The sequence below is a fragment of the Paenibacillus sp. FSL R5-0914 genome (genome assembly GCF_038004525.1).
In the GTDB taxonomy this organism is placed as follows: domain Bacteria; phylum Bacillota; class Bacilli; order Paenibacillales; family Paenibacillaceae; genus Paenibacillus_AQ.
Map to the genome: position 1 here is coordinate 2,299,977 of NZ_JBBORH010000001.1, position 23,161 is coordinate 2,323,137.

A 23,161-nucleotide genomic window follows, 5' to 3' on the forward strand; every position below is an offset into this window, starting at 1 on the left:
CAATTCTAAGTCTTTTCTATTGCACATTCTGCAATGAAATCAGATTGTTAACTAACTGGCAGTTAGACGGGCAAACTATAAATGTCCGTTGTGTCTATATATTTTATTTTCAGGAGGATGAACAAATGAGCTTTCCAATTACACGTCACCGTCGTCTACGCGGTTCTGCTGGAATTCGCGGTATGGTGCGGGAGACAGTACTGAATGTGCTGGATTTTGTACAGCCTATATTTGTGACTTATGGAACAGGTGTGAAGAATGAGATTAGCTCGATGCCGGGCGTGTACCATTTTTCGCTGGATACTTTAAAAGCAGAAGTGGACGAGATTGCCGCACTAGGCATTCCGGCTGTACTGTTATTCGGGATTCCTGAAACGAAGGATGCAATCGGTTCTTCCGGTTTCGCAGAGGATGGAATTGTGCAAGAAGCTACTCGCTTGATCAAGCAGTGGTACCCTGAGCTGTTGGTCGTTGCAGATACCTGCCTTTGTGAATTTACGGATCACGGACATTGCGGGATGGTGCATACGCATACGGTAAATGGTGTGGTACACGGTGATGTCATCAACGATGCTTCGCTAGAGCTGTTGACCCGTACGGCGGTATCCCAAGCTAAAGCTGGAGCAGATATAATTGCCCCTTCGAATATGATGGATGGATTCGTACATGCGATTCGTGCGGGACTGGATGAGAATGGTTTTGAGCATGTGCCGATTATGTCGTATTCGGTCAAATATGCTTCGGCATTTTATGGCCCTTTCCGCGAAGCTGCGGATTCAGCACCACAGTTCGGAAATCGCAAAACGTATCAAATGGACCCTGCCAATCTGCGCGAAGCGCTTCGTGAAGCAGAATCCGATGTGCTGGAAGGCGCAGATATGTTAATGGTGAAGCCAGCTCTGGCTTACTTGGACGTGATTCGTACGATTCGTGACCAATTTGATTTACCTCTTGTGGCTTACAATGTGAGTGGCGAATATTCCATGGTAAAAGCAGCAGCCCTGCAAGGCTGGATTGACGAGCAAGCCGTTGTGCTGGAGATGCTGACTGGTATGAAACGCGCCGGCGCGGACATTATTATTACTTATTTTGCAAAAGATGCTGCGCGCTGGCTGCGTGGTTAATCTCAATCACAACGATATCGCTGCATAGGCAGCTGCCTTATACCTGTGTGACCAAGAACAGAATAGGAGTGAAGATAGATGAGTAATGAGCCAATAGCGCGTAAAGAGGAAGCGTCCCGCAAGGCTTTTGATGAAGCAAAACAATATATTCCCGGTGGGGTGAATAGCCCTGTACGGGCGTTCAAATCCGTAGGATTGACTCCGATTTATGTGGATCATGGGATCGGATCGCGTATTTATGATATCGACGGCAACAGCTTTATCGACTATGTATGCTCATGGGGACCGCTGATTATGGGTCATGCGCATCCTGAGGTTGTAAAGGCATTGCAGGAGACGGCGGTAAAAGGGACAAGCTTTGGTGCACCAACTTTACTTGAAACTGAAATGGCAAAAACGGTTGTCGAACGTGTAGCCTCTGTAGATATCGTACGTATGGTTAACTCCGGAACGGAAGCGACGATGAGTGCGATTCGTTTGGCACGTGGTTATACAGGACGCAGTAAAATTTTGAAATTCGAAGGATCCTACCATGGTCACGCGGATAGTCTGCTTATTAAAGCGGGTTCCGGTGTAGCCACATTAGGTCTGCCGGACAGCCCAGGTGTTCCCGAAGGTGTGGCAGTAAATACGATTACAGTTCCATACAATGATTTGGAGTCCACTCAGATTGCTTTCGAACGTTTTGGCAGTGAGATTGCCGCAGTGATCGTAGAGCCGATTGCCGGCAACATGGGTGTTGTACCACCACTTCCGGGATTTCTGGAAGGACTTCGCAAGTTAACTTCAGACAATGGATCTTTGCTTATCTTTGATGAGGTAATGACAGGCTTCCGTGTCAATCGTGGCTGTGCTCAAGGCTTGTTCAACATTACTCCGGATATTACCTGCTTCGGCAAAGTTATCGGTGGAGGACTTCCAGTCGGCGCTTATGGCGGCAAAAGAGAGATTATGGAGCAAATCGCTCCTACGGGACCGATCTATCAGGCTGGCACACTTAGTGGTAATCCATTAGCGATGGCGGCAGGACTCACTACACTGAAGCTGCTGACACCGGAAGTATATGATCGTCTTGAGCAATTAGGGGCGCGTCTAGAGGCAGGCTTGAAAAAGAATGCAATCGAGACCGGTGTTCCACTGACAATAAATCGCGTGGGCTCGATGGTCTGTCCGTTTTTCACGGAAGGACCAGTAACTAACTTTGAAACAGCCAAGACTAGCAACACGGATCTATTCCGTCGTTATTTTGGTCATATGCTGAGCCAAGGCATTAGCGTGCCACCTTCACAGTTTGAAGGTATGTTCGTGTCGGCTGCGCATAGTGAGCAGGATATTGATGATACCATTGAGGGCCACTATAATGCCCTGAAGGCCCTTTGAGTATTGGAGCCGGAGAACGAACCGGTGGTGGAGCTTGGACTAGACGTGGGGAGTGGCTGGAAGTAACACCCGGCAAAATCATTACAGGAGCCGAGGATTCTGAAGCTGCAATTGATAAGTGGCTGCTGGAAACTGTAGGTATGCCTGAGAAGCTTCGTCTGCGTCTGCGCCGCGAGGGGGGCATTCAGTGGAAGGGAGATCGACTGCGACTGGCACTTTTTCCGGATCGTGAAGCCGGCATTGAACCGGTATGGGAAGAGCTTGAAGTGTTGTATGAGGATGATTTTTGCTTGGTTGCCCACAAGCCGGCAGGCATGGCGGTTCATCCGGATGGCAGTGGCTTAGGTGTAACGCTGGATCACCTTGTAGCTGCGCATTATGTCGCTACCGGTGTTAGTGCAGCTGTAAGGCATATTCACCGACTGGACAAGGATACAACAGGTCCGGTGATGTACGCGAAGAATGAGTTCGCACAGCTTGTCCTAGACGAGAATATGCGTGAAAAAAGCATCTCGCGGCTCTACGCCGCGATCGTCGAAGGCACAGTGCCGCCTACGCTTAAAGTGATCGACGCGCCGATTGGGCGCGATCGTCATCATGCGGCGCGGAGAAGAGTCTCACCCGGCGGACAGTCCGCCGTGACTCGAATCATCGGACGCGAAGCACTGCATGGCGGGAGCCTGGTGCATGTGCAGCTGGAGACCGGACGGACGCATCAGATTCGCGTCCATCTCAGCCATATGGGTCATCCCTTGTATGGGGATGCGCTATATGGCGGCCCGGTCTGGGCTTCCAGTGCCGCCGGCCGACATGCGCTCCATGGCGAGCTGCTGTCTTTCCGCCACCCTTGGAGCGGTGAACAACTGGAAGTAAGCGATCCGTGGCCGGAGGATATGCTTCAGCTGCGGGAGCTGCTGTCTGAAGCGCCTTGACGGCTTCGTTATAAACCTGAGAATCGTGGTATCAGCAAATGCTGGTATTACGGTTCTTTTTTATCTATTTTTTCGTGGGAGTAAATAATTTTCTGTTTTTTCAGAAAGAAGCATCTATCTATGTCCTAATAGCAAAAGCAGCATATAATACTTTGTTCATGCGGAGTAGTTCATCTATTGGCCGGCAGATAGGTTCGAATAGTCCCTGAATTTATGAAATTAATAGCATCCTGTCCGGTTAGTGCCACCAAAGTTGTCATGCCTTTCTGTTTGAAGCATATACATGTGGGGAGTAACATTTTGGGCTTATGCTCTGGGCCTGTCTCAGGGTTAGATTATGCCAAGAAGGAGGACATATCCCGTGTTTGATCAGTCCCACGGCTTGCGGTTTGATATTTATGAACGCATTCACCTATCGGAAGAGCTTCCGGGAATAGCTGAGCTGGAGGAGGTTGAACTACTTCCGGAAATCCAGGTGATTCAGCGGGAGGATCGTGCCGAGTTATATGGTCAGCTGTTGCTTACCGGACTCTACCGGAGTGAAGATGACCGAACACAACGTCTGGAGCATGCCATTCCCGTTGAAATCACAGTTCCGCTTACACGCGTCAGCTCGATTGAAGATATCGGGGTGGAGATCGAGAATTTTGATATTGATCTGCTCACGATGCGCACAGTGAATATAACAGGCGTATTATCACTGCGGGGAATCGGTGGTGCGGAGCCTCAACCACAACCGGCCTGGCAGCAGGAAGAGTACACAGTTGCCTATTCCCCTCTCAGTGATGACAGGGTAATCGAAGCATCTGCAGAGAACCAAGAGCACGAAACTGATGCACTTTATGAAAATTCTCAGTGGACCTTTGGCGAGGATGCATCGGAGGTTGCCGTAGAAGAACATGAGCATGCTGAAGCTAATGCAGACGCATCAGAGGCTCCACTGGTCTCAAGTGGAGCTGGTCATTCGTCCCCTATAGTGAATTTCTCATCCGCTCATGAGAAGGACAAGGGCGCGAAAGCTCGGACGCATAGTCTGGATTCGCAAACAGAGGATTCCAAAGCAGGAATAGCGGATTACTGGTTTAAAGCTGAGTCACAGAATGAAGCTGAGGCCACTCAGCTGAATCAAGTTAGCCTGGCGAGTCAAGCGGATCAGGAGCAAGAAGCTGAATATACTTTTGCTTCAAGAGAAACCGCTGTTCCAGCAGCTAATGCTGATGCGGATCAAGATATTGCCGTATTCGCTTCGGAAAACGAGGCCAATAATGAGCTTCATGCACAAGAAGAGAATGCTCAGCTGATCCACGAGAATACGAATGAAGTTTTTGTTTCTCAAGAGACTGTGCCACAGTCAGAGGAGAAGCAAGATCTTAAGATTGCGCTAGGAAGCAAGAAAGATGCTGAGGCTCCAGTCAAAGAACATCTCACCTTCTCTTCATTACTCAGCTCTAGTCGTTCTCGTAAAGAACAAGAGGCTCTCCTATCTGAAGGAAATGCATCGGCTGCAGCGATCATTCCAGAGGCCGGAAATAATACGGAGTGGAAGAGCAGATTCATTGCTGGAGCAGATGGCGCTAACCTATTCCGTAAGGTTCGCCTTTGCATCGTGCAGCGTGAAGAAACGCTGGATACAATCGCAGAGAAATATCAGCTAAGTGCGCGGGAGCTGGGAATGTATAATCGATTGTCTGGGCAGAGTGTAGAAGAAGGGCAAGTGTTGTACATTCCGTAATCGAATTACAATGCGTACTCATATGAATAGGTGAATCCCGATCTGATAGTAGATCGGGATTTTTGTCAAATATAAGAATATATAAGTTTCACGTTATACATTATCCTTATATTTCTCAAATAAACGCTTACCCTCCGTAAAAGGATGTCGAAGGCGTTTATTCTTGTGTGACCGGAGAACGTTAGAATGTGGGGTATCTAACCAACGCAGAGTGATGAATCGAATGAAAATTCGACATATGCACGCTATAAGTCGAAATTCCGCTTAAAGTCCCGCTGTAGAAGCCTATTCAGGTTGACTAGGGATGACTCAAAATGTATTATGGAGTAAGCAATATCTAAGTAAAGACTGGGAACGGGAAGAGTAGGCGGTCAGCCCTTCAGAGAGCGGAATGCAAGTGCTGTGACATTCCGTAGGATACAGCCACCGAAGTCGCCCCGGAGTCGCCCTTCTGAGCTTGTCTTCATGATATGAAAGATAAGTTAGGATGTGGCCGGTAGCAGCCGTTATCTGTACGAGTGTCGCGCTAAGCTTCTGAACCGTAAGGTGAAAGAAGTGCAGGTTTATTTTTCATTGGCGCGAAACAAAGGTGGTACCGCGAAAGAATGGCCTTTCGTCCTTTGAGACGAGGGGTCTTTTTGTTTTTTAGAAACCAACTACAAGTAACCAAGTGGAGGTATCAGAGAATGGCTGACCAAAACAATCTAACAGCGGCAGAGTTGCCGAACTTGCAAGATACAGCGGCAGATGCTGCCGCTGCAAATGATTCTAAGAATGAAATGCCAACCACGTATGATCCGAAATCGGCAGAAACCAAGTGGTATTCCTACTGGACAGAGGGTGGATATTTCCGTGCAGGCGGGCGTCCTGATGCAAAAGCATACAGCATTGTAATCCCGCCGCCAAACGTAACGGGAATGCTACACATTGGTCATGCGCTTGATTTTACGCTTCAGGATATCCTGATTCGTACAAAACGGATGCAAGGCTTCGACACGTTGTGGCTACCAGGTACGGACCATGCCGGTATCGCAACGCAGACAAAGGTAGAGCAAAAGCTGCGTGAACAGGGAATTTCTAGACATGATCTCGGCCGCGAGAAGTTCCTGGAGCAGGTGTGGGAGTGGAAAGATAAATATGCGAATACCATTCATGAGCAGTGGGCTAAGATGGGGCTTTCCCTTGACTATTCCCGCGAACGTTTTACCCTGGATGAAGGGTTGTCGAAAGCTGTACGCGAGGTATTCGTTAAGCTCTATAATAAAGGCTTGATCTACCGCGGCAAACGCATTATCAACTGGGACCCGGCGGCTCGTACAGCATTGTCGGATATCGAGGTTGAATATAAAGAAGTTAATGGTCACTTGTATCATCTGCGTTACCCACTCAAAGACGGTAGCGGATTTATTACAGTAGCGACCACACGTCCGGAGACCATGCTGGGTGATACAGCGGTTGCTGTTCATCCGGAAGACGATCGTTATAAAGATCTGATCGGCAAAACGTTGATCCTGCCGATTATTGGCCGTGAGATTCCGATTATCGCTGATGATTATGTAGACAAAGAGTTTGGTAGTGGTGCGGTTAAGATTACACCAGCTCATGATCCGAATGACTTCGAGATGGGTCAACGTCACAATTTACCGCAGATTAACGTAATGGATGAGAGCGGTACGATGAATGAAGAAGCAGGACCTTACCAAGGTCAAGACCGGAGTGTATGTCGTAAGGCCATTACTGCTGACCTGAAGGAGCAAGGTGTGCTGATCAATATCGAAGATCATGTGCATCAAGTAGGACACAGTGAACGCTCTGGAGCGGTTGTTGAGCCGTACTTGTCCACACAATGGTTCGTGAAGATGCAGCCACTCGCTGAAGCTGCCATCAATGCACAGAAGGATGGGAACGGGGTTAACTTTGTACCGGACCGCTTCGAGAGAACTTACCTGAACTGGATCGAGAACGTACGTGATTGGTGTATTTCCCGTCAGCTGTGGTGGGGACATCGTATTCCAGCATGGTATTCCGAGTCTACTGGTGAATTGGTTGTGGCAAATGACGAGGAAGAAGCGCGCCGGATCAGTGGTCTAACCGACTTGAAACAGGACGAAGATGTACTGGATACCTGGTTTAGCTCTAATCTGTGGCCTTTTGCCACACTAGGATGGCCAGATGAGAACAGTGCAGATTTCAAACGCTACTATCCGAACGATGTGCTTGTAACAGGCTACGATATTATTTATTTCTGGGTAGCGCGGATGATCTTCTCAGCTCTTGAATTTACCGGAGAAAAACCTTTCTCAGATGTATTGATGCATGGTTTGGTACGGGATTCCGAAGGTCAAAAAATGTCCAAATCACTCGGGAATGGCGTAGACCCTCTTGAAGTAATCGAGAAGTATGGCGCAGATGCAATGCGTTACATGATTTCTACCGGAAGTACAGCTGGACAGGATCTACGCTTCCGTTGGGAAAAGGTTGAGCAGGCGCGTAATTTCGCCAATAAGATCTGGAATGCATCACGCTTCGCGTTGATGAATTTGGAAGGCGTAAGCTTTGAAAATATTTACATTTCGGGTGAGCTAAGTACTGCTGATCGCTGGATTTTGCACCGTCTGAACGAAACTTCTCGTGAGATTACGCGTCTAATTGACTCGTACGAGTTCGGTGAGACCGGTCGCCAGCTGTACAACTTCATTTGGGACGATCTATGTGACTGGTATATTGAGTTCGCGAAGCTGTCACTTTACGGATCAGACGCCGCGGCCAAAGCGAAGACACAGTCTGTACTTGCCTATGTACTAGACCGCACAATGCGCTTGATTCATCCGTTTATGCCGTTTATTTCGGAAGAAATTTGGCAGCACCTTCCGCATGAAGGGGAGACGATTACGCTGGCTGCATGGCCGGAGTATGATGCTGCTCTGGAGAATCCGCAAGCCGTAGCGGAAATGAACCTGCTGATGGATGTAATCCGGGCCGTTCGTAATATCCGGGCTGAAGTGAATGTACCGATGAGCAAAAAGGTTGAATTGATCATCAAAGCGGGTAATGAAGAGACGCTGAGTATTATCACCCGTAACGACAACTACATTGGACGCTTCTGTAATACGTCTTCCTTCGAAGCTGGCCTGAATCCAGAAACGCCGGATAAGGTAATGTCCGCTGTAGTAACAGGAGCAGAACTGCTTCTGCCATTGTCGGGACTCATTGATATTGAACAAGAAATCGCTCGTCTGGAAAAAGAAGTGCAGACGCTGAACAGCGAAGTAGAACGCGTAGAGAAAAAGCTGAGCAATCAAGGCTTCGTGGCCAAAGCTCCTGCTAAAGTTATCGAAGAGGAACGGGCGAAGCAGGCAGATTATTCTGCTAAACGTGAGAAAGTACTTGCCCGCATCGCAGAGCTGAGAGGATAAGAGACATGGATGACCTAAATCGGGGCGGAAGTACCGCCCCTCTTGCGACATACACCGAAGCGGTTGATTGGATCAAGAGCCTAATCCCTTTTGGGATACGGCCAGGTTTAGATAGAATCGAGATGTTGATGGACAAGCTGGGAAATCCGCACCGTCGGCTGAAGTTTATTCATGTGGCGGGTACGAACGGCAAAGGTTCAACTTGTGCTTTTTTGACTAGTGCACTTATACAAAGCGGCTATTCAGTAGGCACCTTTACATCTCCGTATATTACAAAGTTCACGAACAGGTTCCAATATAATAATACGGACATCTCTGAAGAAACGCTTGTCGAACTGGTTAACCAATTACGTCCACTAGTCCAAGAAATTTCGGAAACGGAGTTTGGCTCACCTACGATGTTCGAGGTAACTACAGCTGTGGCCATTCTATTTTTTGCGGGCGTCTCTTGTCCTGATGTTGTCGTATGGGAGACCGGGCTTGGGGGAAGGCTGGATGTAACGAACATCGTGACTCCGATTGTTTCTGTGATTACTAATGTTGGTCATGATCACATGGATATTTTGGGAGATACGCTAGAGAAGATTGCAATGGAGAAAGCCGGAATTATTAAGACGGGCGTACCTGTTGTTAGCTGCGTAACTCAGCCGGAAGTCGTAGCGGTTCTGAAAGAGAAAGCAGCGGCTTGCCGCTCTACTCTTTATCTTGCCGGAGAAGATTTTAGCTATGAGGCTACTGAAATCCGGGAGGATGTGCAGACTTTTCATTTTAAGGGTCCCTTTCGTTCGCTTGAACTTGGGATCGTAATGAAAGGCGAGCACCAGATTAGCAATGCGGCAGCTGCCATGATGGTACTTGAGGTTCTGCGTCAGTATATGGCCTTTATGCTTGAGGATGAAGATGTGCTTGAAGGTTTGCGCCACGCATTCTGGGCTGGAAGGCTGGAAGAGGTAAGCAAGTCTCCAAGGATTGTACTAGACGGAGCACATAATCCGGAAGGTGCGGAGAGTCTTGCAAAAAGTCTGCCTCAGCTCTATCAATACGGTAAATTAAATTTACTTATGGGAATGCTGTCAAATAAGCATCATGAATCCTACTTTAAGCATATACTGCCTATAGTGGATACGCTCATCCTGACCGAACCGGATTTCCAGAACAAAATGGACGCGGAGAATCTGCAAGTTATCGCAGAAAGTCTGCGGGAGAAATATGCCAAGGAAAACTTGGCAATCATAGTAGAACATAATTGGGGAAAAGCGCTGCAGCTACTGAAGTCGATTACAGCGGAGGATGACCTTGCCGTCGTATCTGGTACGCTGTATTTAATCTCTGACGTACGCGGTACACTTTTGCAGCAACCCGATACTGAAAAAGGCTGGTGACGACTGTTGGATACTACTGAACGTGTGCATTTTATAGGGATCGGCGGCTACGGAATGAGCGCGATTGCCCGGGTAATGCTAGAAATGGGATATACAGTTACGGGCTCCGATGTGGCTGCCCAAGAATTAACGGATAAATTGATTGCTAAAGGTGCCAAGATTTATATCGGGCATACAGCAGAACAAGTAAAAGGTGCGGATCTAGTCGTATACTCTACGGCTTTGTCTAGTGATAATGTGGAATGGGTGGAAGCTGAGCGTCTTAAGATTCCAATTCTGCATCGTTCGCAAATGTTAGCCCGTTTATTGAATGAACGTAAAGGGGTAGCCGTTGCTGGAGCACACGGGAAAACTACCACATCCTCCATGATTGCACTTGTGATGGAAGAGTGCGACGTTGATCCAACGTATATTATCGGTGGAGAGATTATGAATGTAGGTACGAATGCAAAGGCGGGACAAGGTGAGTTTGTAGTAGCGGAAGCGGATGAGAGTGATGGCTCTTTCCTGCACTATCACCCTTGGCTTGGGATCGTTACGAATGTTGAAGCGGATCACTTGGAAAATTACGACGGAGACTTTAACCGTCTTAAAGCTGCATACGTGCAGTTCATGAACCAAACGCGCGAAGATGGAACTGCTATAGTATGCGCTGATGACGAGAATGTGATCTCTCTTTTACCTGAAGTAACAGGTAAGGTGATTACTTATGGCATCAAGTCGAACACTGCAGATTATATTGCCACTGATATCGTTCTAGGCGATCGTCAGGTATCGTACACGATGAATCATAATGGAGAAGTGCTTGGACGGATTGAACTCTCTGTTCCTGGACAGTACAATCTTTATAATTCAATGGCAGCGGTAATCGCTTGTTTGAAATCAGGGATTTCTTTCGAGAAAATCGCTGAAGCGATTGTGAAATTCCATGGTGCGAAGCGCCGTTTTCAAGTGCTCGGAGAAGTCAATGACATTCTGGTCATTGATGATTATGCGCATCATCCTACAGAGATTCAGGCAACGATCAGTGCTGCCAAGGCAACAGGAAAACGGATTATTGCGGTATTCCAGCCTCAGCGCTATACACGTACTTTCTTCCTGTTAGATGCTTTCAGCCGTGCCTTTAGCGAAGCCGACGAAGTCATCATCACCGATATTTACTCTCCGGCTGGAGAGAAACAGATCGAAGGTGTTACTTCTGCGAAGCTGGTTGAGCTAATCGTTAAGAACAGTAATGCGGGCGCGAGACATCTGCCAACCAAAGAAGATGTTCTAGCTGATCTGACACCTCGTATTGCTCCAGGTGATCTGGTGATTACGATGGGCGCAGGCGATATCTGGAAGGTCGGATACGCACTGGCAGACGGGTTGAAGAAGAAGCATTAAGTTTACAAATTGAGGCTAATTCGAGGATATTTATATTCTCTATTCAATAGCACTTCCCCAAAATTTCGTTCAGATAATCCTTGTGTTTATCTGAAGGGAGTTTAGAGGGAAGTGTTTTTTGGTATTGTTAACGTATTTACTGATATAGTTATAAAGTGCTATAGTGCTGTCAGAAGAGGATCGATTTTTCAACGTATATTTGGGATCCCCACAAAGTACCCGAGTACGCATCGAAGCAAAGCCGCACTTTGTGGGGATATTTTCGCATAGGTGGTGACGTATGAGCTCCCTGCTTGAAATTAGAACACTGATTTATTTGTTTATTTTCGGAAATTTATTTATATTGTTGCTTATAACCAATTATCGAAGTACCGCTGTTAAAGATACAGCCTCCACCTTGTTCATCCGATCAAAGGAAGTGCAGCTACTCTTTTGGTGTTCGATTTTATTATGGGATTATCTCCCTCATGCGTTGTCCATTCCGCTTAGCAATGCTCTGATCCTTGGAGGGTGCTGTCTAGAAATTACAGCGTTACTGCTGATGATGGGAGTACTGGGGCCAAAAATAAAGCGATATTACATCATCCTTTCGGTATTGAGCATAATTAGTTTTAGTATCATCGCATTATTTTTTAATCATTCCAACTTGCGCATCGCTTGTACTTCACTTTGGTCTATACTATTTATAGTTTATCCAGCTTATCATCTAACTGTGAATAAAAAGGCTACCCCTCTTCAAAAAATATTAGGCGTATTATTTTATGTATTTGCAGCGATTATGCTGATGCGGGCGCTTGTTGCATTGATTTGGGAGCCCGAGATGAATGTGTTCTCAACAAATCTCACGCAATATTTGTATTATTTGGGGATGTATTTTTTATTTATCGTAGGGGCTGCCGGTTATATTCTTCTCTCAAATGAGCATTCCTTCGTCAAACTAAAAAGAATAGCCAGTTATGATGATTTGACGGGGATCCTAAACCGTGGAGCATTTCTTCAGGAAGCGGAGATAAAGCTTGAAAAGGCATTTCGAGCGCAGGAGTACTTCTCATTTTTGCTATTGGATTTGGATTATTTTAAACAGGTCAACGATACTTATGGTCATGATACCGGTGACATTGTGCTGGAAGAGTTCGCATCGACGATTAAAGATAATCTCGGAAATGGCGATTTGTTTGGCAGACTAGGGGGCGAGGAATTCGCAGTCATACTCTGTGGGGTAGATGAGCAGAGCTGCGACCAGAAAGCTGAAGCGCTTCGTGAGGCGATAATGAATACTTCCACTAATAAGGTTCAACAGGGGTACACAGTTAGTATAGGTGTAATTACGATCATGCCAGATCAGGAGATTTCGATAAATAAGTTGTACAAGCTAAGCGACAAGGCATTATATCAGGCCAAACAAGAGGGAAGAAATAGAGTCATCAGATACCGATATGTATACTGAGAGTCAGGAATACTAGGGGAGGTGAACTTCACTTATATGCATCTGGATCTCCAGACACTGCTGGTGTGTCTCTTTTTGTGGCAATCGTTCACGGTGCTGCTTATTGTGGTGTATCGTTTGCGTTATCCGCAGGAACAGACTTCTTCATTGTTTATCACAGCAAAATATTTGCAACTAGCAGCCTTGATCCTCTTATTACTGAAGGATTTTATAGATACACCACTTAGTCTACCGATCATAGCACTTCTTGCTCTGGCTGGAGGCACGCTCGAAAGCTTGGCGCTTCTAATGCTTCTCAGAGTATTCGGGAGCAAAGTGGAGAGATATTATTCTATATTATTCGGAGTATCCATTCTAGTTGTGGTGCTTATGTATTTGTTGATGCCAAAGGATCCTCTCGTTATTCCAGTCGCTTGTCTGGCTGGAGTTCTGATTATAGCCTATCCTGCTTATATACTATGTCTGAAGGTCATGGAGACTTCGCTACAAATAATAATGGGACTGCTATATTGTCTTGTCATCTTGTCGTTGGCGGGGAGAGCCTTAGAACCGCTGTATTCCGTATTAGGAATCAATACACAAGTTGCACAATTTCTTTATTTGTTTTTTTATCTCGGGATTTATTTGTATATGTTTCTAGGAACCGCGGGAATTATGCTGCTTTATAGAGAAGATTCCTTTGCAGAAATGGAGCGGGTAGCAACTTATGATGAGTTGACCGGTATTTTGAATCGCAGGTCGTTCGTTTTGCGTGCTCGGCCTTTAATAGCTGCTTCAGCGATGAAGAAACTGCCCTATTCTTTTTTACTGCTGGATGTCGATCACTTTAAGAGCATAAATGATAATTACGGCCATAATACAGGTGACCAAGTACTAACTGATTTGGCGTCTAAAATAGAGCAACAGCTTGGTCATGGTGATCTGATCGGAAGATTTGGGGGAGAAGAGTTCGCAGTGCTCCTGCACAGAGCCGATGAGAAGAGTAGTGATGTTATTGCTGAAGGAATGCGCACAGCTGTTATAGGTTCAATGATTCATGGCGTACCGCTGCACTACACGATAAGTATTGGAGTCATTACGATAGAATCGGGTGAACGTTTTTCTCTAAATAATCTCTACAAACTTTGTGATAATGCATTGTATCAAGCTAAGAAAAAGGGTCGGAACTGCGTTGTTAGAAGCTATGAAATATAAAAGTGTCTTCCTTTCGTCATTAGATGAGGAAGACACTTTTTTGTTTGCATAGGGAATAGTTCAGAATACCTAACGAGTATAAAATTTTGGAATAGAAAATTCATGTTCGTGTATTACTGTAAAAGTAGTTTTTTTGCTTGAATCTTCAAAAAAATAGCGATATATATAGGTTTATCGCAATGATTTTCGAATAAAGCATGAAAATATATAAAAATTTTAAAGGTTTCCCTATAAATCGACAAAAATTTTATGTGAAATGAGTTACTATTGAACTGCATCTAAAGTTGCAGTGATAAGTAGAGATGATTTATATAAAAAATTCAAGGAGCCAGAGTCATGCGAGAAAGAATGCTGTTCCTTTCAGCACAAAATCAAAGCGCAGAGGATCTAGAAGGAGAAATGAGAACAGGGAGTATTCTCGAGATTTTGCTAGGGAAATTTGATATTGATTTGCTGACGTATGCTAGTACGCACAAGGATATGTCTACAAATGATGGAACTGCACTAACGGTTCATTACATTAACGGGTGCATTAACTCGTGGAGATCTATGCTGCGTCCCTTACATATATTACGGAATTTCACTAATCGGAGTCATGCGGAGAAAGACATGAAGAGTACCATCATGGAGCTTTGTAGATCGAATAATTACAGACATGTATTTATATCGCATAGCTTGCTGGGAAATTGCATTGATATGGTTCGTAATCTGCTTCCTGAGGCCAGTGTTATTACAGATACGTATCGTTTTGAGAGCGGGCTTGCCGTTGGAAAAGAATTTGGGAAGCCGAGCAGCAGTAATCCTTATTATAAACTAAATGAGGCTTTGGTTCGGCGGAATAAGCGGAGACTAATGAATAAAACGGGTGTACTCTTGGCAACCTCGGAATGGGATGCCCTTTCATTCAAATCTCTATCCTTTGCGGATGCCCGTAAAGTTCATGTTGTTCCTCATTTCATAAAAATGAATGAATACGACGCTTTTACTGAGCCTGTTGCAAAAGAAAATTCAATGGTTCTGCACTGGAATATGAACACCAGACAAGGGATTAAGGCTGCTCAAAACTTCTTTAAGAAAAGCTACCCTTTGATTAAAGAGCAAGTGCCTGATATCAAGTGTTACATCACGGGTCATGAGGTTCATACGGATGTGTTGACGCTTGTAAAGGATGATGTATCGGTCATTATCACTGGACCTTTGAAACCGTCTGCTGATTATATACGTCGTGCTAAAGCGGTTCTTGTGCCGATCCTTGAAGGTTGTGAAGTCTCCAGAAACATTCTGGAATCATGGGCACTCAAAACGCCGGTGGTTACAAGTTCTATAGTATGCGAGCGATTGAACTGTGAGCATAACCGTAATATTTTGCTTGCTAATACCTCAGTTGATGTTGTTGCTAGCGTAATAACGTTGTTAAAGAATCCTGAGATGGTAACGATTATTGCTGAACGGGCGCATCGCACATTGTTAAAGGATTACGAAGTGAATTATGTGAAGAACAAGATTCTTAGTCTTGTGTAAAAGGTACGCCCGAGAAGGCACTGCCTGCAGTATATGAAAAACCGTGAGGACGTTTTAAGGTCCTACGCGGTTTTTTCATTTTTGTATGATTTTACAGCAGGTTGCGGCGTAATTCTTCTGGAGATTTCGGAGACAACATTCCAAGTGGAATATCGAATACTGTACGCGCTCCACTCTGTCCTTCTTGACTCATACGCTGAGCGGCTCTGGCATAGGCCACGAGAACACTAGCTGTAAATTCTGGATTGCTCTCCAGCTTCAGGCCGAATTCAACAATCTGCTTCGTACCTTCCCCTGTTACACCACTGCGAATAACAAACCCGCCGTGCGGAATTCCGCTATGCTGAGCTGCCAATTCTTCTTCAGTGATGAAAGTAACCGTAGTATCATAATCTGCAAAATAGTTCGGCATATTCACGATTTCTGCACGAATGCGTTCTTGATCTGCCCCTGCCTCAGCCACTACAAAACACTCTCTAAGGTGTTTTTGGCGAGTGGTAAGCTCTGGTGTTTCACCAGCGCGAATGGCCTCAATAACCTCTTGTACTGGAACGGTATATTGTACACCAGCTTTAACTCCATCTACTCTGCGGATCGCATCGGAGTGGCCTTGGCTAACGCCTTTGCCCCAGAAGGTGTATTCTTTACCTTGTGGAAGAATAGCTTCAGCGAGCAGACGATTCATTGAGAATAAGCCTGGATCCCAACCAGTAGAAATTACGCTGAGTGTTCCACCTTGTTTAGCTGCGGCGTCAACGGTCTCGTAGAACTCGGGGATTTTGGCATGAGTATCAAAGCTGTCCACGGTATTAAACATCCGGGCAATGGCTGGTGTTTGTTCTGGCAGATCGGTAGCCGATCCTCCGCATAGAATCATAACATCCACTTTACCCTTATATTGTTCAACGGCAGAGATGTGTTCGAACTTCACACCGGCTTCTCCGGCTTCCAGTTGTCCAGGTTCTCTGCGCGTAAAGATCGCAACTAGCTCGATATCTTCACTTTGGTTGATAGCCTTACGTACACCTTTTCCTAAATTTCCGTAGCCTACAATAGCTGCTTGAATTTTTTGTTTCAGAAGAAGCCCTCCTAATCAGTAGTGAACTAAAGCATCATTTCTAGCTTACCTAGTATAGTGCACACTTTTAGCTCTTTTTATATAGTATATAAAAGGTACATGTAATGTAAACTGAATCTGCATAATCTTTCATAATTCCTATGGCTTAAAAATAGCATATCTCTCTATTGTCTATCATATATTTACTTATAGATTAGATGAGGTGAGGTGTAACTGTTGAATAACGGAAGAATGACATTCCGATTTGACGTGAACAAGGACGAGCCTAAACCAAAGCCTAAAGTGGTAGAGCGCTGGTCAAATGGCGGATTGGGCACAGCTGAAGAGTACGCTGAGGGACTGCGTCAAGAGGTAGGTCCAGCACAGCAAACATGGCTTTATGAGCCTGATTTTCGTTCTACGCATGAGGCACCGCCGGAAGATTCCTATGACTATTACTCGGGTACTGTAGATCCACGTCAGGAAGAATGGGACGAACAGGATAAGGATTTTAGATATACACAGCAATCGTATCTTCTGTCAGATATGGTTTCGGATAGCAGAGATAAATTAGAGACTGTATCCTCTGGCAGTTACGGAGGCTCTTATCATACTCGGCGTCCTTCGTATTGGTGGAAATTAGCTCTTTCTGTTACGGGAGCCATCGGCACAGGGGTACTGCTTGGTTATGCTGCACTTTCTTTTTTTTACGGAGGGAATATGGACAGCAGTTCTGGAAATGGGACAGCAGACATGGCGGCTACTTCAGTGCAGTCCAGTGGAGCTAAAGATCCGGCAGGTATAGGTACATCAGGATTACCAGTGACGGGTACTGAAAATGCAGGGAAGAACACGATCCCAGTTCAAGTAGCTGCGCAAAGCTATTATCTGCTGCAGTACGGAGTATTCAGTACACCTGCAGGTGCTGAAGAGGCTCGCCAGGAGTTGTTAACCGCAGGATTGGCTGCGGGTATGGATCCTGCAGACGGCAATCGTGTGTATGCTGGAATGTCATCCGACCGTGAACAGGCCAAGCTACTTAGCAGCGGACTAAAGAATCAGGGTATTGAGCTGTATGTGAGGGAGGTGGCACTTCCCGAGGCTGAACAGCTTGTCTATACCGGTAATGCAGAGGAAGTGAAGAACTATTTCTCTGTGAGCGGGCAGCTGCTCAGTGAACTAAGCAGTCAATCTGCTTCTTTACTTAGCGCTGGCCAAACAAGTACGACAGCAAATACCTCCGCTGTGAGTGATCTCCATCTGCAATGGAATGAAGCAGTAAAAGTGCTGGAACAAGGCGTATCTCCTGAAGCCAAAAGCATTTGCGCAGCGTTAGAGAAATCAATGAGCCAAGGGATATCAGCCTGGAGTGAATATAACAAGAACAAGGCTCAGGGCCTACTTTGGGAAGTGCAAGAATCGATGCTGAGCTTTTTGACTAGCCAGAAACAGCTACTAACTGCAATGAATTAACTGATAGATTGTTGACATTAAAGACAGCAAGCCTCCAGATGTGGGGGCTTGCTGTTTTGGCGCGAAAGAGGAAATTATCCCTATATAACTTAAACTATAATTGATACGGAGGATGGTATCGCTCCGCAACTTTTAGTGCAAATGGTGGTAAACATTACCGTAAGGGATTTTACGTTTGTATTGATCACAATTTCACCGTATAATAATTAGGGTGTCAAAAAATGGCGAGGGAAGACTGAGATGAAGAAGAAAAATGTAGGAACACTGCTGTTATTTCTAATTCTAGGCTGGCTGGCTGGAGCCTGGATCGCCAAGCTACTGCAGCCGGTAAAGGCTCTTTCTTTTCTAACAACATCGACTGTGCTTAAGTGGTCTCCGCGAGCCGATTTGGACATCATAACCTATGACATCACTATTCATTTGAAATTGTGCATGCTAAGTCTCGTCGGTATTATTACAGCTGTATGGCTGTACCGAAGACTGTAACTCTCGTTACTGATCAAGAAGGGACGTTTACAACGTGGACAACTCACAACACATTATTTTAGCCTCAGGTTCACCGCGTCGACGAGAGCTTTTGTCTTTACTGGGCTTGCCTTTTGAGGTCATTACCAGCGAAGCTGATGAAAGCACACCACCGGACTTTACGCCGGAGCAAATCGTGCGCAGTTTGGCTCTGCGAAAAGCAGAGGCTGTAGTGGCTGCAGCAGGAGAGCGTAACGCAGTAATTATTGGTAGTGATACGATTGTTGTACTAGATAACACTGTGCTAGGCAAACCGGTGGACGAGCTGGACAGTAAATCGATGCTTACCAGACTTCAGGGCCGGAATCATAAGGTATACACGGGTGTAGCCTGTATTGGACTTCCGCATGGAAAGACTATAGTGGAGCACCGTGTTACTTCCGTAACGATGAGAGCAATGACGGAGAATGAAATTATTGCTTATATAGCTACGGGAGAGCCCGCTGATAAGGCTGGCTCTTATGCGATACAAGGGCTTGGCTCCACCTTGGTGGAACGAATTGAAGGCTGTTATTTCAATGTTGTCGGATTGCCGCTGTCGCTTCTTGGCGAAATGCTGTCCGAGTTCGGTATAACTGTATTGAACCGGTAGGAAGCTTGGGAAAGAGGGATAGGGATGGAGTCGCAATCAGTAATGCTGCGGGACCTCCCCCATGAAGAACGACCAAGAGAGCGCATGATGCATTATGGGGCGGAATCATTAAGTCAAGCGGAGTTGTTAGCCATTCTGCTGCGTACGGGAACACGCCGTGAATCGGCTATTCATATTGCACAGCAGATGCTGGGGAAAATCGGTGGCCTGCGTGGGCTAGTTGACCTTAGCATCGAAGAACTGACCGAAATCAAAGGTATCGGCCCTGCCAAGGCCGTGCAACTAAAAGCAGGCATCGAACTTGGAAGGCGCCTTGCGAACTCCAGGTTTAACATGCCAGTCATTATCCGTTGTCCTGAGGACGCTGCGGAGATACTGACTGAGCAATTGCGTTATCTGCAGAAGGAGCATTTTGTCTGCTTGTTTCTGAATACGAAGAATCATGTGATAGGACAAGAAACGTTGTCTATGGGCAGTCTTAATGCTTCGATTGTTCATCCTCGTGAGGTATTCCGAGCAGCTATAAAATGTAGTAGTGCCTCTATCATATGCGCACATAATCATCCTAGTGGTGATCCAACGCCTAGTCCTGAGGATATCTCCTTGACCTCAAGACTGCTTCAGGCAGGCGAGATTGTCGGGATTGACGTGTTAGATCATCTAATTATCGGTGATAGCAGCTTTGTAAGCTTGAAAGAAAAAGGACACATGTAATATAAATGTGAAGATTTACTTAGGAAAAGGAGAATTAGCATGTTGGGTAGTTTTACGAAAGATTTAGGAATTGACTTGGGGACAGCGAATACGCTTGTCTATGTACGCGGTAAGGGGATCGTTGTAAGAGAGCCTTCCGTTGTAGCCATTAACACTGACACTAAGACGATTGAAGCCGTGGGTGAATCCGCTAAAAAGATGATCGGTCGTACACCGGGAAACATTCGTGCGATCCGTCCGATGAAGGATGGCGTTATCGCTGATTTTGACACAACGGCTACGATGATAAAATATTTTATTCGTCAAGCACAGAAACAACGTTCTATGTTCCAACGTCACCCTAATGTAATGGTCTGCGTACCATCCGGCATTACTGCTGTAGAGCAACGTGCCGTAGAAGATGCTACTAGACAAGCTGGTGCTCGCGAAGCTTACATTATCGAGGAACCTTTTGCTGCAGCGATTGGTGCAGATCTACCGGTATGGGAGCCAACAGGAAGTATGGTTGTTGATATCGGCGGAGGTACTACTGAAGTTGCTGTAATTTCGCTCGGCGGTATTGTTACTAGTCGTTCCGTACGTGTTGCGGGTGATGAAGCGGATGAGTCCATCATTCAGTACATCAAACGTCAGTACAATCTGATGATTGGTGAACGTACTTCGGAACAGCTTAAAATGGACGTAGGTTCTGCCTTGCCACTTGAGAAAGCTGAGACTATGGAAATTCGCGGACGCGATCTCGTTACAGGCCTGCCAAAGACGCTTACAATTACTTCTGATGAGATCTGTGAAGCATTGTCCGATACAGTGAGTTCTATTATTGAAGCTGTTAAAGTAACTTTGGAAAAATGTCCACCGGAGCTCGCAGCAGATATTATGGATCGCGGGATTGTCTTGACAGGTGGAGGCGCCTTGCTTCGTAACTTGGATAAACTGCTTGCGCGTGAAACTGGAATGCCAGTTATTGTCGCTGAGAACCCTTTGGATTGTGTAGCGATTGGAACAGGAAAGGCGCTTGATAATATCCATTTGTTCAAGAGTCGCAGCAGTTCCAGTCTTCGCTCTAAGAGATAAGCCTATGTATTGCCACTTGTGTACGTCAACCCCTGTTATGGGAGAAATACTGTTGTTAGAGGGTGTTGAAACTGTTTAAACTCTTAAGCAATAAACGTCTGTTTATTCTGTTGATTACACTGGTGCTGTTCATTGTGGTGATGGGCTTCAGCTTGGCATCAAGGAGTTCCTTGTCCTGGCCGGAGAACTTTCTTAGAGATACTACTGGTTTCGTGCAAAAAATGTTCTACAAGCCCGCTGGATATGTAGCGGGCTTGTTTGAAGATATCGGAAATCTGAAAGATCTTTCTAAGGAAAATGAGCAGCTGAAGATTCTAGCCGCCCAATATGCACGTGATAAAGCGCAATACAATTTCATTCAGGTAGAAAATGAGCAGTTAAAGGAACAGTTGAAGTTCACGAAAGCTCAGGAGGAATTGTATAAATATCAATATCATATTGCGCAGGTGGTTAGTCAGACAACAGAACCAAGCAATAGTACGATTGTAATCGATTTAGGTGCTAAAGATGGCGTTCGACCAAATATGTCTGTGATTTCGGTGGATGGTTTGGTGGGTGTTATTAGTCAAGTCAGCAATTTCACCTCTACGGTGAAGCTGATGACCATGATGGATACGAATGACCCTAATTCTCAGCCGCCAATTGCGGCAACCGCTATTAACAAAGAGGGCAAAACCTTTGGTATGATTGAAAGCTATGATCCGAAGACAAACAAGTTATTGATGAACAAGATCCCGCCAGGTGATCCTATTGCGCCGAAGGATGTTATCGTTTCTTCTGGTATTGGGGGATTGTATCCGCGAGGATTGACCATCGGTACCGTTGAAAGCGTTGAGGTTGGTGAATTTGGATTAACCTCCACAGCAGTGATTAAGCCTTCAGCAGAATTTCAAGACTGGAAGCAGCTGATTGTTGTTTTTACGGAGGAGCGTGCTGAATAGTGAATATGCGCAGATCTGTTCTTGTTCTGTTACTGTTCCTCTTGTTCATTCTGGAGGGAACCATTCTGCCTTGGCTGATTCCAGATGTATGGCAGATGCGAATTATTCCGAATCTAGTGTTCGTTGTGCTATTGTTCGTGGCTGTATATCATCATCGTCATACAGCGCTTATACTGGGCCTAACTTTCGGACTATTACATGATGTCGTTTTTTATGGCAGAATTCTAGGAGCACATTCTTTTGCGATGGGTCTGTCGGCTTATTTAATCGGCCTTCTGTTTCAGATTCCGCGTGCGCCACTGCCTCTTATGATGACTGTGATTCTGCTCGGAAGCTTGCTAGAGGATAGTGTGTTATTTGGTATTTATAGTGTATTCAATCTCAATCAGGAGCCTTATAGCTGGGCTATTTTGAATCATATGCTACCAACGATGCTCTTTCATTTTGCTATTGCTCTGATCCTCTACATACCGTTACGACGCCAGCTTGAGCTGATCAAGAAAGAGAAGAGTACGGAAGAAGCGGCATAAAGAAGCTTCTATTTTCTTTCTTAATAAAGCAGGAATTTAAGGGGCCCGGCACGAATGAATGAGGATAGGGGGCCAGGCATATGACAGTAAAATCCAAGCATGTAAGGATTAAGGGCATCAAGGATGGCCTGATATTCCTGCTAGACGACAAGTGTCCCTTCGAAGATCTTCTGAGCGAGCTTCGCTATAAGCTGGAGCACAGCCATCAAAATATTTTGACTGGACCGATTGTCCATGTAGATATTAAGCTGGGCAATCGTCCCGTAACTGAGGAAGATAAGGAAGCTGTGCTGGAGATTCTGAAGGGACAGGGAAATCTACTGATTCGTTCCATAGAGGCGCTTCCAGTGCCCGGCAGTGAGGATAATGACGCGTTGTTTCTTATGAGCGGGATTCTTCGTTCCGGTCAGGTGCTGCACCATGATGGAAATCTTTTATATCTGGGGGATGTGAACCCAGGAGGAACTATTACCTGTTCAGGCGATATCTATATTCTAGGATCACTTAGAGGTATGGCGCATGCTGGAGTAGATGGAAATGAAGAGGCGATTATCGCTGCTTCATTAATGTCTCCGACACAACTGCGAATTGCTGATATTATCAGTCGTCCTCCCGATGAGTGGGAAACCCGAGAAAGCAGTATGGAGTTTGCATATTTAACGAACGGAGCTATGCAAATCGATAAAATTCATAATTTAGTCAAAGTACGTCAGGATTTAAATGTGTTTAAAGGGGTGTAGC

At 45.7% G+C, this 23,161-nt stretch carries 19 protein-coding genes and 1 other annotated feature; of the genes, 18 read left to right on the forward strand and 1 reads right to left on the reverse strand.

What is annotated here, in order from left to right:
• Positions 1-125 precede the first annotated feature (125 nt).
• From hemB to MKX60_RS10100, 10 genes are all read left to right on the forward strand, one after another.
• Positions 126-1,124 carry a porphobilinogen synthase gene (hemB, locus tag MKX60_RS10055; protein WP_042191201.1) on the forward strand — a complete coding sequence of 333 codons (999 nt, stop codon included), beginning with the start codon at positions 126-128 and terminating at the stop codon, positions 1,122-1,124.
• Between the two features lie 78 nt (positions 1,125-1,202).
• Positions 1,203-2,504: a glutamate-1-semialdehyde 2,1-aminomutase gene (gene hemL / locus MKX60_RS10060; RefSeq protein WP_341059699.1), complete on the forward strand. Its 1,302-nt coding sequence runs from the start codon at positions 1,203-1,205 to the stop codon at positions 2,502-2,504.
• Positions 2,501-3,436 (forward strand): RluA family pseudouridine synthase, encoded by a 936-nt coding sequence (locus tag MKX60_RS10065; RefSeq protein WP_341059701.1) that lies wholly within the window; start codon positions 2,501-2,503, stop codon positions 3,434-3,436. The genes hemL and MKX60_RS10065 overlap by 4 nt, the downstream gene beginning before the upstream one ends.
• Before the next feature lie 361 nt (positions 3,437-3,797).
• Positions 3,798-5,168: a LysM peptidoglycan-binding domain-containing protein gene (locus MKX60_RS10070; RefSeq protein ID WP_341059703.1), complete on the forward strand. Its 1,371-nt coding sequence runs from the start codon at positions 3,798-3,800 to the stop codon at positions 5,166-5,168.
• A 341-nt stretch (positions 5,169-5,509) separates the two neighbouring features.
• Positions 5,510-5,792, forward strand: a binding site (T-box leader).
• Between the two features lie 155 nt (positions 5,793-5,947).
• Positions 5,948-8,584 carry a valine--tRNA ligase gene (locus tag MKX60_RS10075; protein WP_341060291.1) on the forward strand — a complete coding sequence of 879 codons (2,637 nt, stop codon included), beginning with the start codon at positions 5,948-5,950 and terminating at the stop codon, positions 8,582-8,584.
• Between the two features lie 5 nt (positions 8,585-8,589).
• A complete protein-coding gene (locus MKX60_RS10080; RefSeq protein WP_341052132.1) occupies positions 8,590-9,966 on the forward strand; it encodes a bifunctional folylpolyglutamate synthase/dihydrofolate synthase in 1,377 nt (458 codons plus the stop codon).
• Positions 9,967-9,972: 6 nt separating this feature from the next.
• On the forward strand, positions 9,973-11,352 hold the full coding sequence (gene murC, locus MKX60_RS10085) for a UDP-N-acetylmuramate--L-alanine ligase (RefSeq protein ID WP_042191191.1): 1,380 nt from the start codon (positions 9,973-9,975) through the stop codon (positions 11,350-11,352).
• Positions 11,353-11,632: 280 nt separating this feature from the next.
• Positions 11,633-12,799, forward strand: a complete 1,167-nt coding sequence (locus MKX60_RS10090; RefSeq protein ID WP_341059705.1) for a GGDEF domain-containing protein — start codon at positions 11,633-11,635, stop codon at positions 12,797-12,799.
• A gap of 36 nt (positions 12,800-12,835) precedes the next feature.
• Positions 12,836-13,993: a GGDEF domain-containing protein gene (locus MKX60_RS10095; protein ID WP_340972457.1), complete on the forward strand. Its 1,158-nt coding sequence runs from the start codon at positions 12,836-12,838 to the stop codon at positions 13,991-13,993.
• Positions 13,994-14,329: 336 nt separating this feature from the next.
• Positions 14,330-15,514 carry a glycosyltransferase gene (locus MKX60_RS10100; RefSeq protein WP_341059707.1) on the forward strand — a complete coding sequence of 395 codons (1,185 nt, stop codon included), beginning with the start codon at positions 14,330-14,332 and terminating at the stop codon, positions 15,512-15,514.
• Between the two features lie 91 nt (positions 15,515-15,605).
• Here MKX60_RS10100 and MKX60_RS10105 read toward each other — a convergent pair whose 3' ends face one another.
• A complete protein-coding gene (locus MKX60_RS10105; protein ID WP_076286493.1) occupies positions 15,606-16,592 on the reverse strand; it encodes a diaminopimelate dehydrogenase in 987 nt (328 codons plus the stop codon).
• A gap of 216 nt (positions 16,593-16,808) precedes the next feature.
• Here MKX60_RS10105 and MKX60_RS10110 point away from each other — a divergent pair, with 216 nt between their 5' ends.
• The 8 genes from MKX60_RS10110 to minC all read left to right on the forward strand — a co-directional run bounded on the left by MKX60_RS10110 (position 16,809) and on the right by minC (position 23,160).
• On the forward strand, positions 16,809-18,044 hold the full coding sequence (locus tag MKX60_RS10110) for an SPOR domain-containing protein (protein WP_341059709.1): 1,236 nt from the start codon (positions 16,809-16,811) through the stop codon (positions 18,042-18,044).
• A 240-nt stretch (positions 18,045-18,284) separates the two neighbouring features.
• A complete protein-coding gene (locus MKX60_RS10115; RefSeq protein WP_042191180.1) occupies positions 18,285-18,530 on the forward strand; it encodes a DUF4321 domain-containing protein in 246 nt (81 codons plus the stop codon).
• 34 nt (positions 18,531-18,564) lie between these two features.
• Positions 18,565-19,161, forward strand: coding sequence for a Maf family protein (locus MKX60_RS10120; RefSeq protein WP_042191178.1), 597 nt, complete (start codon positions 18,565-18,567; stop codon positions 19,159-19,161).
• 24 nt (positions 19,162-19,185) lie between these two features.
• Complete coding sequence (gene radC, locus MKX60_RS10125) at positions 19,186-19,875, forward strand: RadC family protein (RefSeq protein ID WP_042191176.1); 690 nt, start codon at positions 19,186-19,188, stop codon at positions 19,873-19,875.
• 39 nt (positions 19,876-19,914) lie between these two features.
• Positions 19,915-20,949, forward strand: coding sequence for a rod shape-determining protein (locus tag MKX60_RS10130; protein ID WP_042191174.1), 1,035 nt, complete (start codon positions 19,915-19,917; stop codon positions 20,947-20,949).
• A gap of 62 nt (positions 20,950-21,011) precedes the next feature.
• On the forward strand, positions 21,012-21,890 hold the full coding sequence (gene mreC / locus MKX60_RS10135) for a rod shape-determining protein MreC (RefSeq protein ID WP_042191173.1): 879 nt from the start codon (positions 21,012-21,014) through the stop codon (positions 21,888-21,890).
• The gene (mreD, locus tag MKX60_RS10140) at positions 21,890-22,420 is read left to right on the forward strand and encodes a rod shape-determining protein MreD (RefSeq protein ID WP_081383060.1); all 531 of its coding nucleotides are present in this window, start codon (positions 21,890-21,892) and stop codon (positions 22,418-22,420) included. The genes mreC and mreD overlap by 1 nt, the downstream gene beginning before the upstream one ends.
• Positions 22,421-22,500: 80 nt before the next feature.
• On the forward strand, positions 22,501-23,160 hold the full coding sequence (gene minC / locus MKX60_RS10145; RefSeq protein WP_042191171.1) for a septum site-determining protein MinC: 660 nt from the start codon (positions 22,501-22,503) through the stop codon (positions 23,158-23,160).
• Position 23,161: the final 1 nt, after the last annotated feature.